The organism is Saccharothrix algeriensis (assembly GCF_016907655.1).
Taxonomy (GTDB): domain Bacteria; phylum Actinomycetota; class Actinomycetes; order Mycobacteriales; family Pseudonocardiaceae; genus Actinosynnema; species Actinosynnema algeriense.
Genome location: NZ_JAFBCL010000001.1, coordinates 5,817,401 through 5,833,412, shown reverse-complemented (window position 1 = coordinate 5,833,412; position 16,012 = coordinate 5,817,401). Strand labels below are relative to the sequence as shown.

8 protein-coding genes are annotated in these 16,012 nt (G+C 76.3%); all 8 read right to left on the bottom strand.

The window, feature by feature from the left end:
- Positions 1–9: 9 nt before the first annotated feature.
- Positions 10–5,016, bottom strand: a complete 5,007-nt coding sequence (locus JOE68_RS26570; protein WP_204845057.1) for a non-ribosomal peptide synthetase — start codon at positions 5,014–5,016, stop codon at positions 10–12.
- Positions 5,017–5,413: 397 nt separating this feature from the next.
- On the bottom strand, positions 5,414–5,647 hold the full coding sequence (locus tag JOE68_RS26565; RefSeq protein WP_204845055.1) for an MbtH family protein: 234 nt from the start codon (positions 5,645–5,647) through the stop codon (positions 5,414–5,416).
- The gene (locus JOE68_RS26560) at positions 5,644–9,573 is read right to left on the bottom strand and encodes a non-ribosomal peptide synthetase (RefSeq protein WP_204845053.1); all 3,930 of its coding nucleotides are present in this window, start codon (positions 9,571–9,573) and stop codon (positions 5,644–5,646) included. Before JOE68_RS26560 ends, JOE68_RS26565 begins: the two co-directional genes overlap by 4 nt.
- Before the next feature lie 11 nt (positions 9,574–9,584).
- Positions 9,585–10,832 (bottom strand): condensation domain-containing protein, encoded by a 1,248-nt coding sequence (locus JOE68_RS26555; RefSeq protein ID WP_204845051.1) that lies wholly within the window; start codon positions 10,830–10,832, stop codon positions 9,585–9,587.
- Between the two features lie 70 nt (positions 10,833–10,902).
- Positions 10,903–12,726 carry an ABC transporter ATP-binding protein gene (locus JOE68_RS32295; RefSeq protein ID WP_204845049.1) on the bottom strand — a complete coding sequence of 608 codons (1,824 nt, stop codon included), beginning with the start codon at positions 12,724–12,726 and terminating at the stop codon, positions 10,903–10,905.
- On the bottom strand, positions 12,723–14,540 hold the full coding sequence (locus tag JOE68_RS32290) for an ABC transporter ATP-binding protein (RefSeq protein ID WP_204845047.1): 1,818 nt from the start codon (positions 14,538–14,540) through the stop codon (positions 12,723–12,725). Before JOE68_RS32290 ends, JOE68_RS32295 begins: the two co-directional genes overlap by 4 nt.
- Positions 14,537–14,800, bottom strand: a complete 264-nt coding sequence (locus tag JOE68_RS26540) for a phosphopantetheine-binding protein (protein ID WP_204845045.1) — start codon at positions 14,798–14,800, stop codon at positions 14,537–14,539. The genes JOE68_RS32290 and JOE68_RS26540 overlap by 4 nt, the downstream gene beginning before the upstream one ends.
- A 39-nt stretch (positions 14,801–14,839) precedes the next feature.
- Complete coding sequence (locus JOE68_RS26535) at positions 14,840–16,012, bottom strand: acyl-CoA dehydrogenase family protein (RefSeq protein ID WP_204845043.1); 1,173 nt, start codon at positions 16,010–16,012, stop codon at positions 14,840–14,842.

Sequence of the window (16,012 nt, the reverse complement as noted above, 5' to 3'; positions counted from 1 at the left end):
CATCCTCCTTCATCGTCGTGACGCCCTCCGCAGGGCCGGCCGCGCCCGGGGCGCCTCCTCCATGCGCTCGGCCACGCCCTGCACGGTCGGGCTGTCGAACAGGTCGGTGATGCCCAGTTCGCACCTCGTCTCCGCCCGGATCCGGCTGACGAGCCGGGTCGCGAGGAGCGAGTGCCCGCCGAGGTCGAAGAAGTTGTCGTCCGCCCCGACCTGCGGCACGCCGAGGACGTCGGCGAACAGCCGGCAGAGCGTCTTCTCCCGCTCGGTGCGCGGGGCGACGCCGCGCGACGCGCTCGCGTAGTCCGGTGCGGGCAGCGCCCTGCGGTCGACCTTCCCGTTGGGCGTCAACGGGAAGGTCTCCAGCACCACGACCGCGGCGGGCACCATGTACTCGGGCAGCACCTTCGCCGAGGCCCGGCGCAGCGCGCCGGGGTCCGGGCGTCGTGCCCCCTCGGGCACGACGTAGGCCACCAGCCGCTTGTCCCCCGCCCGGTCCTCCCGGGCGACGACCAGCACCCTCGCCACGTCCGGCAGCCGCGCCAGGACGTCCTCGACCTCGCCCGGCTCGACGCGGAACCCCCGGATCTTCACCTGGAAGTCCCGGCGCCCCAGGAAGTCGAGCGTGCCGTCCGCCCGCCAGCGCGCCAGGTCGCCGGTCCGGTACATCCGCGACCCGGGATCGCCGTACGGGTCCGCGACGAACCGCTCGGCCGTGAGCCCCGGCCGGTTCAGGTAGCCGCGCGCGGTCTGCACCCCGGCGAGGTAGAGCTCGCCGGCGACCCCGACCGGCACCACGCGCAGCGCGTGGTCCAGCACGTAGGCGCGGGTGTTCCAGATCGGGCCGCCGATCGGCGGCGGCTCCCCCGCCGCCAGCGCCGCCGGCGGCACGGTGAACCCGGTCACCACGTGGGTCTCCGTCGGGCCGTAGTAGTTGTGCACCCGCCGGTCCGGCTGCCGCGCGCAGAACTCGCGGATCGACCGGTGCAGGGTCAGCGCCTCCCCCGCCTGCGCGATCTCCAGCAGGTCCGGCAGGTCGAGGTCCAACTCCCGGGCGGCCTCGCTGAGGCTCTCGACCACGGGCGTCGGCGCGAACAGCTCGTTGACCCGGTGCCGCGCCATCCAGCGGGCGAGCTGCTGGGCGTCCTTGCGCACGTCCTCGCGCGGGACGGCGAGGGTCTTCCCCGAGGTCAGCGCGGAGAGGATCTCCTGCGCAGCGGCGTCGAAGCTCAGCGAGGCGAACTGCGCGGTCGTGGTGCCCGGCCCGCCGCCCACCACCTCGGCGTGCCAGGCCAGCAGGTTGACCACGGCCCGCGCCGGCAGCACGACCCCCTTCGGCCGGCCGGTCGAGCCGGACGTGTAGATGACGTAGACCGGGTGATCGGGGAGCAGCGGCCTGGTGCGCGTCGCGTCGGTCACCTCGGCGTCGGACTGCGCGGCCAGCCGCCGGGCCACGTCGTCGCCGTCGAGCACGACCTGGCGGGCCCCGACCGGCGCCCTCGGCGCCGTGGCGGTCGTGGTGAGCACGCACACGGGCTCGCTGTCCCGCAGCATGAACCCGACGCGGTCGTCGGGGTAGTCCGGGTCCACCGGCAGGTAGGCCGCACCGGCCTTCACCACCCCCAGCATCGCCACGACCAGCGCGACCGACCGCGGCGCGAACAGCGCGACCGTCTCCTCCGGCCCAGCGCCCATCCCGACGAGCAGCCGCGCCATCCGGTTGGACCGCGCGTCCAGGTCGGCGTAGGTGACCGCCTCGCCCTCGTACCGGACGGCCACGGCGTCCGGGGTGCGCGCCGCCTGCGCCACCAAGAGCTCGGGCAGGGTCAGCGGCGCGACGTGCCGGGCCGTGTCGTTCCACGTCTCCAGGACCAGCCGCCGCTCGTCGTCGGTCATCATCGGCAGCCGGCCCACCGGTTCGTCGGGGTCGGCGAGGGCCGTGCCGAGCAACCGGGCGAAGTACCCGGCGACGCGCTCCGCCGTCGCCCGGTCGAACAGGTCCGTCGCGAACTCCACCACCACGTCGATGCCCGCCGGGGCGCCGTCCGCCGTCGTCCGTTCGGTGAAGCTGAACGTCAGGTCGAACTTGGCGACACCGATCCCCGGCTCCTCCGCCGACACCTCCAGGCCGTCCAGGGCGAACCGCTCCGCCTCGGTGTTCTGAGCCACGAGCAGCACTTGGAACAGCGGTTGCCGCGCGAGGGAGCGAGCCGGGTTCACCGCCTCCACCAGGGACTCGAACGGCAACTCCCGGTGGGTGAACGCGTCGAGGTCGGCGTCGCGCACCCGGCGCAGCAGCTCGCGGAACCCCGGGTCGCCGGAGGTGTCGGTCCGCAGGACGACGGTGTTGACGAAGAAGCCGACCAGGTCCCGCAGCGCGTCGTCGTCCCGACCGGCGACCGCGCTGCCGACCACGACGTCCGTCCCCGCGCCGAGCCTGGTCAGCAGGGCGGCGAGCACGGCGTGCACCGCCATGAAGACGGTCGCCCGCTCCTCCCGCGCCAGCCGCACGAGTTCCCGGTGCGACCGCGCGTCGATCGCCAGGCCCACGGTGTCGCCGCGGTAGGAGGCCCGTGCCGGCCGGGCGCGGTCATGGGGCAGGTCCAGTTGCTCCGGCAGGTCCGCCAGCGCCGCCGTCCAGTGGTCGAGCAGGAGCGCGTGGCGGCTGCCGGGGTCGTCGGGCGCGCCGAGCCGCCCGCGCTGCCAGAGCGTGAAGTCCGCGTACTGCACCGGCAGTTCCGCGAACACCGGCTCCCGCCCGGCTCGCCGGGCCGCGTACGCGTGGAACAGGTCCGCCGCGAGCGGCGCCGTCGACCAGCCGTCCGCCGCGATGTGGTGCACCACCAGGAGCAGCAGGTGCTCGTCGCGGCCGGTCACCACGACCTGCGCCCGCACCGGCTGGTCCGCGGCGAGGTCGAAGCCCTGCCGCAGGAAGGTGTGGCGGACCCGCTCGACGTCGGCGGGGCCGGCGCAGCGCACCACGGGCAGCCGGGTGTCGACCTCGTCGGCGGTCAGCACCCGCTGCCAGGGCTCACCGGTCTCGGCCTGCGGGAACACCGTGCGCAAGGTCTCGTGCCGGGTCACCACGTCGGCCAGGGCGGCCCTCAGCGCATCGACGTCCAAAGGCCCGCGCAGGCGCAGCACCAGGGGGATGTTGTAGACCGCGCCGTGCCCCTCCAACTGGTTGAGGAACCACATCCGGCGCTGCGCGTGGGACAGGGGAACCCGGTCCGGGCGCGGGCGCCGGGTGGGCGCGGGGCCGGGGGTGGCCGGGCGCCCGGGCCGGCCGGCGACCTCGCGGGCGGTGGGCCCGGCGAAGAAGTCGTGGAGGGACAGCTCCACGCCCAGGTCGGCGCGGAGCCGGCCGATGAGCCGGTTCGCCATCAGGGAGTGGCCGCCCAGGTCGAGGAAGCTGTCCGTGGCGCCGACCCGGGTGACGCCGAGCACCTCGGCGAACAGCCGGCACAGGGCCGCCTCGCGCTCGTCCCGCGGCGCGTCCCCGCCCGGCGCCGGTCCGTAGTCCGGCGCGGGCAGCGCGGCGCGGTCGAGCTTTCCGTTGGGGTTGAGGGGGAAGCGGTCCAGGACCACCACGGCCGAGGGCACCATGTAGTCGGGCAGGCGCTCGGCGAGCGCACCGCGCAGTGCCGCGGGGTCGGCGTCGGCGCCCTGCGCGAGCACGACGTACAGCACGAGCCGCCGACCGCCGACCTCGTCCTCCCGCACGACGGCCGCCGCCCCGGTCACCGGGGGGAGCGCGCCGGCCGCGACCTCGACCTCCCCCGCCTCCACCCGGTGACCCCGGATCTTGACCTGGGAGTCCGCGCGACCGACGTAGGCGAGCTCGCCGTCCGGCCCGGGCCGCACCAGGTCGCCGGTGCGGTACATGCGCGCGCCCGGTGGGCCGAACGGGTCGGCGACGAACCGCTCGGCGGTCAGCGCGGGCCGGTTGAGGTAGCCGCGCGCCACTCCGGCGCCCCCGATGTACAGCTCGCCGAGCTCGCCGGGCGCGACCGGGCGCAGCGACCCGTCCAGCACGTGCGCACCGGTCGCCCGGACCGGGGCGCCGATCGAGGCCGCGTCCCCCGCGACGCGCACCGCCTTCACCGTGGAGTAGACGGTCGTCTCGGTCGGGCCGTAGCAGTTGGTCACCTCGCGCGCGGTGGCCAGCAGGCTCGCGGCCAGGCGCGGGCTCAGGGCGTCGCCGCCGACCAGCACCGACACGCCGGTGAGGTCCACCTGGCCGGTGTCCAGCAGGAACTGCCACGACGCGGGAGTGGCCTGCGCCGCGGTGATGTCGTCGCGCCCGAGCATCCGGGCCAGGCGCACCGGGTCCCGCTGCTCGTCCCCGGTGGCGAGGACCACCCGCGCGCCGCTGATCAGCGGCACGAACAGCTCGATCCCGGCGATGTCGAACCCCGCGGTGGTCAGCGCGAGGAATCCGTCCGATGTGGACAGGTCGAGGCGGGAGGCGAACTCCTGCAACAGGTTGGCGAAGCTCTCGTGGGTGACCGCGACGCCCTTCGGCGTCCCGGTGGACCCCGAGGTGAACAGCACGTAGGCGAGGTCGCCGGGGTGCGGGGGACGAAGGCGTTCGGTGTCGTCGACGTTCCCGCCCGAGGTGGCGCCGCCCGGCGGGAGGGCGTCGACCAGCAGCAGCAGCCCGGCGTCGACGCCGAGGTCCGCGACCGCCCCGGAGCAGCCGACGACCACCACCGGTCGGGCCTCGCCGAGGATGAGCCGGTTGCGGCCGGCCGGGTGCGCCGGGTCGAGGGGGACGTAGGCCGCGCCCGTCTTGACGACGGCGATCAGCGCGACCAGCAGCTCCACCGACCGGGGCAGCACCAGCGCGACCGCCTCCTCCGGTCCCGCGCCGACGCCGATCAGCAGCCGGGCCAGCCGGTTGGCCCTGGCGTTCAGCTCGGCGTAGGTGGTGGTGCGGCCGTCGCACTCCACGGCGACGTGGTCGGGTGTCCGGCGCACCTGGTGCTCGAACGCCTCCAGCAGGGTGGGCGCGGTCATCGGTGCTCCTCCTTCCGCGCAGGTCCCCGAAGGGGGCCGGTGGTGGGAACCGGGCGGAGGTCGGGACGGCCGCCCGGTGCGGTCGCCCCTCGGCGACGCCGCCGCGCCCGGTCCGCCCGGAGCCGCGGACCGGTGGCGGCGGGACCCGCCGCAGGGCACCGGCCGGCGACCGCTCGACGGCCGGTCGGCCCGCCTCCGCCCGCCGCCCGCCCCGTGCCGGGAGCGGGAGGGCGACGGGGTCGTCGCCGGGCGGAGGTCGGCTGCCGTCCCCCTTCGGGGTCGGCCGGGCCGTCGACGAGCACGCGGTGCGCGTGCCGGCCGCGCGCGGCGCCCACCGCTCCCCTGCCACCACGCCGGTCGCGGCGCGGTTCCGATCGCGGGGCCGGCGCGGGGGGCGTCATCGGCCCTCCTCGGTGGGCGCCGGGCCGTCGGTCGCCGCGGCGAGGCTGCGCGGACGCAGGTCGGTCCACTCCGCCTCCACGTGCGCGACGCACTCCGCCCGGGGGCGGTCGCGCAGCACGACGGCCCAGCCGGCGGGCACGGGGACCTGCTCCGGCCACAGCGAGTGCTGCCCCTCGTCGTTGACGAGCACGTGGAAGGACGCTTCCGCGTCGTCGAACGGGTTGGTCATGACCACCCCCCGGGGGTCGGTGCGGACTCGGCGTCCCGCAGGATCGCGGACAACGCCGCCCCGGTCGCCGGAGCGGCGGTGGTGAACATCTCGTGGTGGCCGGAGTCGATGGTGACGACGTCGACGCGCCCGGTCGCGAACACGCGCCAGGCGTCGACCGGGAGCGCCCCGGACGGCCCCGATCGGCCGGCGACCACCACCGTCAGGTCACCGTCGTAGACCTCCGGCGTCGAGGAGGCCAGCAGCGCCACGTTGTTCATGCCCACCCGGAGCACCGCCTCGACCTGCTCCCCGTCCGCTCCGGACAGTGGCGGGCACTCCCGCCGCACCGCGCCGGGGACGTCCGCCTCGTCGGCGGGGGCGGGCGGTCGGCCGAGCAGGTTCCACAGCGCCGTCGAGCGGAGTTCGCGCTCGTCCGGGACGGGGCGGTCCCGGTCGGCCTGGTTCGGGTAGCTGTCGAACAGCACGAGCAGCGCCACGCGCTCCCCCGCCGCTCGCAGCCGCACCGCCACGGCGTGGGCGACGTTGCCGCCGAACGACCAGCCGAGCAGGTGGTACGGCCCCTCGGGCTGGAGGCGCCGGATCCGCGCGAGGTAGTCGTCCGCCATCTCGCCCACCGAGCCGGGCAGGTCCGCCGTCCGCGCCTGGAGGCCGTACACCGGGCGGTCCGCGCCGATGTGCCGGAGCACCCTCGTGTAGCACCAGCTCAGCCCGGCGGCCGGGTGCACGAAGAACAGCGGCGCGCCGCTGCCGCCGGGGCGCAGCCGGAGCACCGGTCCGAACCCGCCCTGCCCGGCGCCCTGCCCGGCGGCGGCCGTCAGCCGGCGCAGCAGCGCGGCGACGGTCGGCGAGCGGAAGACCTCGTGGATCGGCACCTCCACGCCGAACTCCTGCCGGATGCGCCGGACGAAGGGCACCACGAGCATGGAGTGGCCGCCCAGCGCGAAGAAGTCGTCGTCGAGCCCCACGCCGGTGACCCCGAGGACCTCCTCGACCAAGCGGGCGAGCCCGCGCTCGACCGGGCTGCCCGGGGGCCGCCCGCCCGAGGGCGTGATCGTCGGTTCGGGCAGCGCGGCGCGGTCGAGCTTCCCGTTGGGGCCCAGGGGGAGCTCCGGCACCACGGTGACGGTGGCCGGCACGGCGGCCGCGGGGAGCCGGTCGGCGAGCAGCCGGCGCAGTGCCGCCGGGTCGGGGCGGGCGCCGGGCGCCGGCGAGACGTAGGCGGCGAGGACCTGTTCGCCGTGGCCGTCCCGGCGCACCACCGCGCACGCGGACCCCACGTCGGCGGCGGTGCGCAACGCGCTCTCGACCTCGCCGAGCTCGACGCGCTGCCCGCGCAGCTTGACCTGGTGGTCGGTGCGGCCGAGGAAGACCAGTTCACCGTCGTGCCGCCACCGGACGAGGTCGCCGGTGCGGTACATCCGATCCCCGCCCGCGCCGTAGGGGTCGGCGACGAACCGGCCGGCCGTCAGCGCCGGGCGGTTCAGGTAACCCTCGGCGAGCTGGGCCCCCGCCAGGTACAACTCCCCCGCCACCCCCACCGGGCACGGGCGGAGGCGGGCGTCCAGCACCCGGACCCGGGTGTTCCAGACCGGTCGGCCGATCGGCACCGGCCCGGCCTCACCCGGCGCGCTCCAGTGCGCGGTGACGTCGACCGCCGCTTCGGTCGGGCCGTACAGGTTGACCAGGTCCGTGGCGGGGAAGACGCGGTGGAACTCCTCCGCCGTCTCCCGGGGCAGCTCCTCGCCGCTGGAGTACACCCGCCGCAGCGCCGCCGGCGGGGCGGCGACGACCGCCGGGTCGGCGAGGAACAGCCGCAGCATCGACGGCACGAAGTGGGCGACGGTGACGTGCTGCCGGTCCATGGTGGACGCCAGCAGCGCCGGGTCGCGGTGGGCGCCCGGCGGGGCGAGCACCAGCGTGGCGCCCACCCGCAACGGCCAGAACAGCTCCCAGACCGAGACGTCGAACCCGATCGGGGTCTTGTGCAGGACCCGGTCGGCGGAGGTGAGCGGGCAGTCCGCCTGCATCCAGCGGAGCCGGTTGTCGATCGCGCCGTGGGAGACCACCACGCCCTTGGGCCGGCCGGTGGAACCCGAGGTGTGGATGACGTACGCGGGGTGGCGGTGGTCCGGGACCGGGAAGCTCGCCGCGGCCGGCGGCCGGGGCAGGCCGACGTCGACCAGCGCCACCCCGGGCAGGGGCGGCCCGGCGCGGTCGGTGACCACCGCGAGCGGGCGGGCGTCGTCCAGGACGTGCGCCAGGCGCCGGGCCGGGTGGTCCGGGTCGAGCGGGAGGTACGCGCCGCCGGCCAGCAGGATCGCGAGCAGCGCCACCACGAGGTCGGGTGAGCGGGGCAGCGCCACCCCGACCGCGGCGCCCGGTCGGACGCCCAATCCCACCAGGTGCCGGGCCAGCGCGGCCGAGCGGTCGACGAGGTCCGCGTAGGTGATCCGCTGCTCACCGAGGACCACGGCGAGCGCGTCGGGCGAACGCGACGCCTGGCGGACGACCTCCTCGTGCAGGGTCGTGCGCGGCAGGTCGCGGTCGGTGTCGTTCCACCCCACGAGCACCTGTCGGTGCTCCTCGGCCGAGAGCAGGTCGATCTCGCCGATCGGCACGTCCGGCGCCGCCACGGCCGCGTCCAGCACCCGGACCAGCCGGGCCGCGATCGTGTCGGCGGTCCGCCGGTCGAACAGGTCGGTGGCGTACTCCAGGACACCGTCGATGCCCAGCGGCTCGCCGTCGGCGCCGTGGTGGTCCCGGAGCTGCAGCGTGAGGTCGACCTTGGCGGCCGGGACGTCCAGCTCCTGCAGGACGGCGCGGACGGGGCCGAAGTCCGGCTCCGCCCCCGGCGCGTTCCCGAACGCCAGCAGCACCTGGAACAGCGGGGGGTGGGCCAGGCTCCGCGGCGGGTTGACCGCCTCCACCAGGACGTCGAAGGGCAGGTCCTGGTGGGCCAGCGCCGCCAGGTCCACCGCGCGCACCCGCCGCAGCACCTCCCGGAACTCCGGCTCGCCGCCGGTGTCGACGCGCAGCACGAGGGTGTTGACGAACAGGCCGACCAGGTCGTCCAGGTCCGGGTCGGTCCGGCCGGCGACGACCGAGCCGATCGGGATGTCGGTGCCCGCGCCCAACCGGGTGAGCAGCACCGCCAGCGCCGCGTGGAGCACCATGAACACCGTGCAGTCGTGCCGCCGGGCCAGGTCCAGCAGGGCGCGGTGCCGGTGGCGGCCCAGGTCGACCGGGACCGCCGCGCCGCGCCGGCTCGCGACCGCGGGCCGAGGTCGGTCGGTGGGCAGCGCGATCGTCTCCGGGAGGCCGTGCAGCGCGCGTGACCAGTACGCCAGCTGCCGGGACAGCACGCTGTCCGGGTCGTCGGCGTCGCCGAGCACTTCCACCTGCCAGGCCGCGTAGTCGGCGTACTGGACGGGGAGCTCCGCCCAGGACGGCGCGGACCCGTGCGCCGAACGGGCCCGGTACGCCGTCGACAGGTCGCGGACCAGCGGGGCCGTGGACCAGCCGTCGGTGGCGACGTGGTGCACGACCAGCAGCAGGACGGCCTCGCCCGCGCCCGGCACGAACAGCACCGCCCGCAGCGGCGGGCGGGTCGTGATGTCGAACGGCGCCGAGGCTGCGACGCGCAGGGCGGCGTCGAGGTCCCGCTCCGGCACGGGGACCACGGCCAGTCGCGGCGCGGCTTCGCGCGGGTGCAGGATTCGCTGGTGGGGCTCGCCGTCCCGCTCGGGGAAGACCGTGCGCAACGACTCGTGCCGCACCACCACGTCGGTCAGCGCGGCGCGCAGCGCCTCGACGTCCACCGCGCCCGTCAAGCGCAGCACGAGCGGCAGGTTGTACGTCGCGCTCGCGCCGGCGAGGCGTTCCAGGAACCACAGCCGTCGCTGCGCGAAGGACAGGGAGAGCACCGGTCACCTCCTCAGTACAGTGCCACCAGGTCCGCGACCCGGGCGTCCTGGCGGGTCGCCAGCCGCCGCAGCGCCTTCTCCGTGCCGCCGAGGAACCGGCGCAGCCGGGCCTCCGGCCAGCTGCCGGAGTCCGCGTGCAGCTCCAGCGCCGGGCTCTCGCCGCCGGTCACCAGTCCGTAGACCCCCGCGATGGCCGGTCGGGTCGAGGGCCCGACGCGCACGGGCGGCCGGGGGCCGCGCGCCGGCGGGGCGGGGCGGGGCCAGGACCGCGGCATGTAGTTGAGGACGTGGTCGACCGGCGACCCCGGCGGCTGCCCGGTGATCGCGGCGACCTCGTCCTCGTCGTGGCAGCCGTTGCGCATCGCCGCCAGGCCGGCGGTCTGCGCGTGGCGCAGCAGGTCGGCGACGCCGCCCTCGTCGTCCACCACGATCCCGGCCGGCACGAGCTGGTTCATCGACGTCACCAGGTCGTGCCACTCCGGGCGCAGGCGGTTGGCCGCCATCAGGTGCACCACCAGCCGCTGCCGCCCCGTGGTCGCCCGGACACCGAGGGCGTACAGGGCGAGCACGATCGTCTGCGCGGTGACCCGGTGCCGGTCGACGAGCTCGGCCACGGCGCCGCCGGCGGCGCCCAGGTCGAGCGACGCGCAGATCCGCTCGCCCGGCGGGCCGGCCGCCGGGGCGGGCGGCCCGAACTCCTCGGTGACCCGGGTCCAGTGAGCCCGCGCGGCCGACCGGCGGGCGGCCCAGGCTGCGGACCACTGCCGGCGGGCGAGCGCGGCCGGCGCCGGCGCCGGGGACCCGAGCACCGCCCGGGCGGCGGCGGGGTCGGTGAGGCCCAGGTCGAGTTCGGCCAGCAGCAACCGCAACGCCCAGCCGTCGGCGAGGATGTGGTGCACCGCGACCGCGACGGCCGCGGTCCCGTCCGCGACCAGCATCAGCCGTACCCGCCAGGCGAACCCCCCGGAGAGGGCGAGCCGTCCGGCGAACAGCTCCGCGGCGCACGGCGCCAGGTCCTCCACCGCGTCCAGCGAACGGACCTCGAAGACGTCGCGCGGGCGCTGGTGCACGACTTGGCGCGCCTGGCCGTCGACCTGGTCGAAGGTGGTGCGCAGGCTCTCGTGGCGCCGCCACAGCGCGTCCACCACGGCCCGGACCCGTTGCTCGGTGGCACCCGCCGGGACGGGCCGGACGCTGGTGAGCTGCGACCGGACCCCGTCCACCAGCGGGTTGGTCCCGATCGCCCGCCAGACGGACATCTGACCGAAGCACAGCGGACCGGGGGCGCTCATCCGGCGCCGCCGATCCGAGCCCGGTCGGGAAGGTGCTTCATCGCAGCGCTCCAGGTGGGTTCGGGTCCGGGTGGGCGGTGTAGGCGTCGCTCTGCGTGCCGTAGAGCTCGGCGTACCGGCCGCCGAGCGCCATGAGGGCCTCGTGCGTACCGCGTTCGGCGACCCGCCCCTCCGCGAGCACCACGATGAGGTCGGCCATCCGGACGGTGGAGAAGCGGTGGGAGACCAACAGGGTGATGGCGCCGGCGGTGGCGCGCCGGTCCCGCCCCACGCCCACGAACCGCTCGTAGAGGTCGTGCTCTGCCTGCGGGTCGAGCGCGGCGGTCGGCTCGTCCAGCACCGACAGCAGCGGCGCGCGCCGCATCACCGCGCGGCCCAGCGCCAGGCGCTGCCACTGGCCGTGGGACAGCTCCGCGCCGTCGAAGACCCGCCCGAGCCGGCTGTCCACCCCGCGCGGGAGCCGGTCGACGACCGCGCGGGCGTCGGCGAGGTCGATGGCCCGCGCCACGGCGTCCCGGTCGTCGGCGCGCGGCAGGTCGCCGAGCCCCACCGCGTGCCCGGCCGTGACCTGGAACTTGACGAAGTCCTGGAACGAGGCGGTGATCCGGGCCCGCCACAGCCCGAGGTCCAGCCGCCGCAGCGGCACGCCGTCGACCAGGACCTCCCCGGCTGACGGTTCGTGCATCCCGGTCAGCAGCTTCACCAGGGTGGTCTTGCCCGCCCCGTTGACCCCCACCAGCGCCACCGCCGCGCCCGCCGGCAGGTCGAGGTCCACCCCGTCCAGCACCGGGTCGTCGGTCCCCGGGTAGGTGAAGCGGATCCCGCGCAACGAGATCCCGGTGCGCAGTCGCGCCGGTGGCGGCTCGGTGCCGGGGTGCCGGGCGGTGGCCGCGTGCTCCTCCAGCCGGCGGAGGTGCCCCATCGTGTGCCGGCCCTCGGCGAGGTGGGTCGCCCCGGCGACGGTGGCCTGCAGCTGTGCCCGGAGGTAACCGGACAGGCTCGCGACCATCAGCAGGTCGCCCGGTCCGCTGCGCCCCTGCGCGACCAGGTGCGCGACGAACGCCAGCGCGGCCAGGTACCCCGCGGCGAAGCAGACCCAACCCGCCGCCCGCCACGCGGCGGCGCGGACCTGCCCGTGCACCAGGCCGGTCGTGACCTTCTCCCAGTACGCGGTGGCGCGTTCGCCCACCACGCGGTCGCTCCCGCTGATCCGCAACTCCTTGGCGGCCTCCGCGTCGGTCGCCAGCCGGTGCAGGCGCGCCTCCCGGCGGTCGGCGTCGGCGGTCCGGTCCCTGGCGCGGCCGAGGGCCGCCGACGCGCGCCGGGAGAAGACCAGCGGCGGCACGGCCGGCAGCACCAGCAGCACGAGCGCGGGGTGGACCCCGACCAGCAGCCACGTGCTGAGCCCGAGGCTCAGCAGCGACGAGACCGCGCCGGCCGCGCCCCAGCAGGCGCCGGCGAGGGTTTCGGTGCCGGTCCGGACCTGGCGCAGCCGGTCGAGGAAGTCCGCGCGCTCCAGGTGCTCCAGCGTGGGGATCGCCGAGGTCAGCGCGAACAGGCGGCTGGAGAGCGCCACGTCCACGCGCTCGGTCAGGTCGACCTGGATGTTGTGCTGCACCCGCTGCACCGCCGCGATCACCGCGTACGCCACCGCGCCGACCGCCGCCGCGAGCAGCAACCCGGTCGGGCCGGACCCCGCCGAGCCCGCGACCTCGCGCACGCCGAGCCCCATCCCGGCCACTGCCAGGGCGTTGACCGAGGCGAGCACCAGCGCGGTGACCGTGGCGCGGGGGTCGGCCGCGTACGCGAGGCGCAGCATGGTGAGGACGACCTGGCCCCCGGCCCGGCCGCGCCCGGTCACGTCGACACCCCCTCGGCGCGGTCCGCCGCGAACCGGCCGGCCTGGAGGCGGTACAGGCCGGCGTACTCACCGTCCCGGGCCATGAGCTCGACGTGGCTGCCCGACTCGGTGATCCGGCCGCCGTCGAGCACGACGATGCGGTCCGCGCGGCGCACCGCGGACAGGCGGTGGGAGATCAGGATGACGGTCGCACCGGGGACCGCCGCGATCACGCGCTCGTGGAACTCCGCCTCCGCGCGGACGTCGAGGTGGGCGGTCGGCTCGTCGAGGACCAGCACCTGCCGGCCGTGCGCGAGGGCGAACAGCGCCCTGGCGATCGCGATCCGCTGCCACTGCCCGCCGGACAGGTCGACCCCGCCCGAGTGCTCCCTGGTGAGCAGGGTCCCCAGCCCGTCGGGGAGCCGGTCGAGGAAGCCGGGGCCGCCCGCCGCCTCGACCGCGCGCCGGATCGCGTCGTCGGCCGCGTCGACCTCGGGGGCGCCGAGCGCGACGTTCTCGCGCAGGGTCAGCGGGTAGCGCACGAAGTCCTGGAAGACGGCGGTGACCCGCCGCCGCCAGGAGGCGACGTCGAAGTCGGCCAGGTCGGCGCCGTCCAGGGTGATCCGCCCCTCAGCCGGTCGGAGCAGGCCGGTCAGCAACTTGATCAGCGTGGTCTTGCCGGCGCCGTTGCGCCCGACCACCGCCAGCACCTCGCCGGGGCGGACGGTCAGGTCCAAGCCGTCCAGGACGGGCCGGTCGGTTCCGGGGTAGCGGAAGCCGACCCGGTCGAAGCGGAGGTGCGGCGCCGCCCCGGGCGCGGGCGCGCCGCCCCGGGCGGCGGACCCGGTCGGAGCCCGGTCGAGCCGGTCGAAGGCGCGCACGGCGCCGGTGGCGTACTCGATGTCGAACGCCTCGTGGCCCATGGCCCCGACGGCGAAGACGCCCCAGGCGGCGAGCACCATCGTGACGAGCTCGCCGTGGCCCAGCTCGCCCGCCGCCAGCGCCGCGCCGGGCACGTGGAGCGCGGCGAAGCCGGTCACCAGCGCGAGGAGGAAGGTCCACCACTGGCGGCGCAGGATGCCGCGGCGCTGTCGCCAGATCACGTCGAGCCACCCCTCGGCCTGGCGCCGGTACCGGTCGGTCAGCCAGGCGCCGAGGCCGAAGAGGCGGACCTCCTTCGCCGCCGGGACCTCGCCGAGGGTGTCCGCCCAGTACTCCATCCGCCGCCGGTCACCGGCGTGGTCGTCCCACGTGGCGCTCAGCCGCACCCACTGCCGGCGGATGGTGGCGCGCATCAGGAGGGTGACCGCGAGCAGCCACGCAGCGAGCAGCGGAGCGTGCCAGGCCAGGACGGCGGCGCACAGCACGGCGCCGGTGAGCCGCCCGAGCAGGACCAGTTGCCCCACGGCTCCGGTGCCCGGCGTCCGGGTCCGCCAACCGCCCGACTCGGAGACCCGCGCCAGGTCCGTGCCGTAGGCGTCGTCGCCGAGGTGCGCGATGCCCTCGGGCTCGGCGACGCGGGCGCGCACCCGTGCCCGGAGCGCCCCGACGATCCGCCGCGCGGCCAGCAGGTCCAGCGGCTCCCGCGCGATCTCTGCGCACTGCCCCGCCAGCACCAGCGCCGCGACCGCGCCGAGCGGGAGCAGGACGTCCCCGACCTGCGACCCGGCGAGCGCGCGGTCCAGCAGCCGACCGGTGACGACCGCCGTCAGGGCGGTGGCGACCGCCGTCACCAGGTGCGCCGCCAGCAGCGCGGCCAGCAGTCCGCGCCCCGCGCCCGGCAGGAGGGACAGCAGCCGCCACCGCTCCCGCAGGACCTCGCCGACCCCGGTCACCCCTCCGCCAGCTCGCGCTGCCGCGCCACCGCCGACCACAGCGACGACGCCGTCGCGAACGTGTCCGGCACCAGCGCGTCGTCGGGGAACTGCACGCCGAAGGCGTCCTCCACGTCGACCAGCAGACCCACCGTGGACAACGAGTCCAGCCCCAGGTCGGCGAGCGGCGTCCCCTGCGCGAGCGGGGCGTCGTCGCGCAGCAGCGGCAGGTAGGCCCGCAGCAACTCGTCGAACTCCTCGGGCCAGTCGGAACCGGTCATGTGGTCTCCTTCCCGTTCCCGGTCTCCCGCTCGCGGTGGTCAGGCGAGGCGGACGGCGCGGTCCATCAGGGTCAGCGCGCCCGTCGACACCAGGAGGCGGTCGTTGGCGTAGTTGAGGCCGGCTGACCGGAGGTCGCGGAGGTGCCGCTCCAGCGGCAGCGGCGAGTCCCGGCGGTACCCGGTGCCGAGACCGGCGAGCTGCACCATGCGGTCCACGGCGCGGAAGGTGAGCTCGGCCGCGGCCACCTTGAGCGTGTTGAGGTGGATCTGCACCTCGTTGGCGGACAGCGGCCTCCCCGCCGCCCGCAACGCGACCACCTCGTCGGTGACCCGGTGCAGGTACCCGCTGACGAGCTCCAGGTCCATCCGGACGCGGGCGATCCGCTCCGCCCCGAGCTCGGAGGTCACGTCGGTCCCCGCGGGCCGCTTGCCGGACCGCAGCCGGCCCACCAGTTCGCCGAACGCGCCCCGCGCGGTGCCGAGCCAGCAGGCGGCCCAGCCGAGGTGGCCGACCGGCGCCATGCTCTCCACCGCCACCGCGCGGAAGCCGCCGGGTTCGCCGATCACCTGGTGCGCGGGGACCGTCCCGGAGATCGTCAGCCCGACGCTCTCGGTGCCGCGCATCCCCAGCGCGTCCCAACCCGCGGTCGGCGTCACGTCCAGCTGGTCCCGGTCGGCGTAGACCAGCGTGAGCCGGTTGCCCGCCGCGTCGTCCGAGGCCCGCATCGTGATCAGGAAGCCCTGTGCGCGCAGCCCCCCGGTGACGACCGGCGCGTCCCGGTCCAGCCGGAGCCCGTCGTCGGTCGGCCGGAGCGGGGCCACCCCGGTGAGCAGGTGGCCCCCCTTGCCCGGCTCGGTGGTGACGGACGCGAGGTAGACCTCCCCGCGCGCGACGCGGGGCAGGACGTGCTCGTCCGACCACGGCGTGCCGTGGCGGACCAGCGAGTCGGTCTGCTGGCAGTGCATCGCCCAGATCAGCGCCGTGGACGTGCAGGCGGCGGCCAGCTCCTGGGCGACCTCCACCAGGTCGACCAGATCGCCGCCCATCCCGCCGTGCTCCACGGGCACGAGCAGGCCGAGCAGCCCGCTCCGGGCCAACGCGCCGAGCCCGGCCTCGGGGAAGGCGGCGTCCTCGTCCACCCGCGCGGCGTGCTCGCGCAGGACCGGCAGCACCTCCGCCACGGCCGTCGCGACACCGGATCCCGTCCGCAC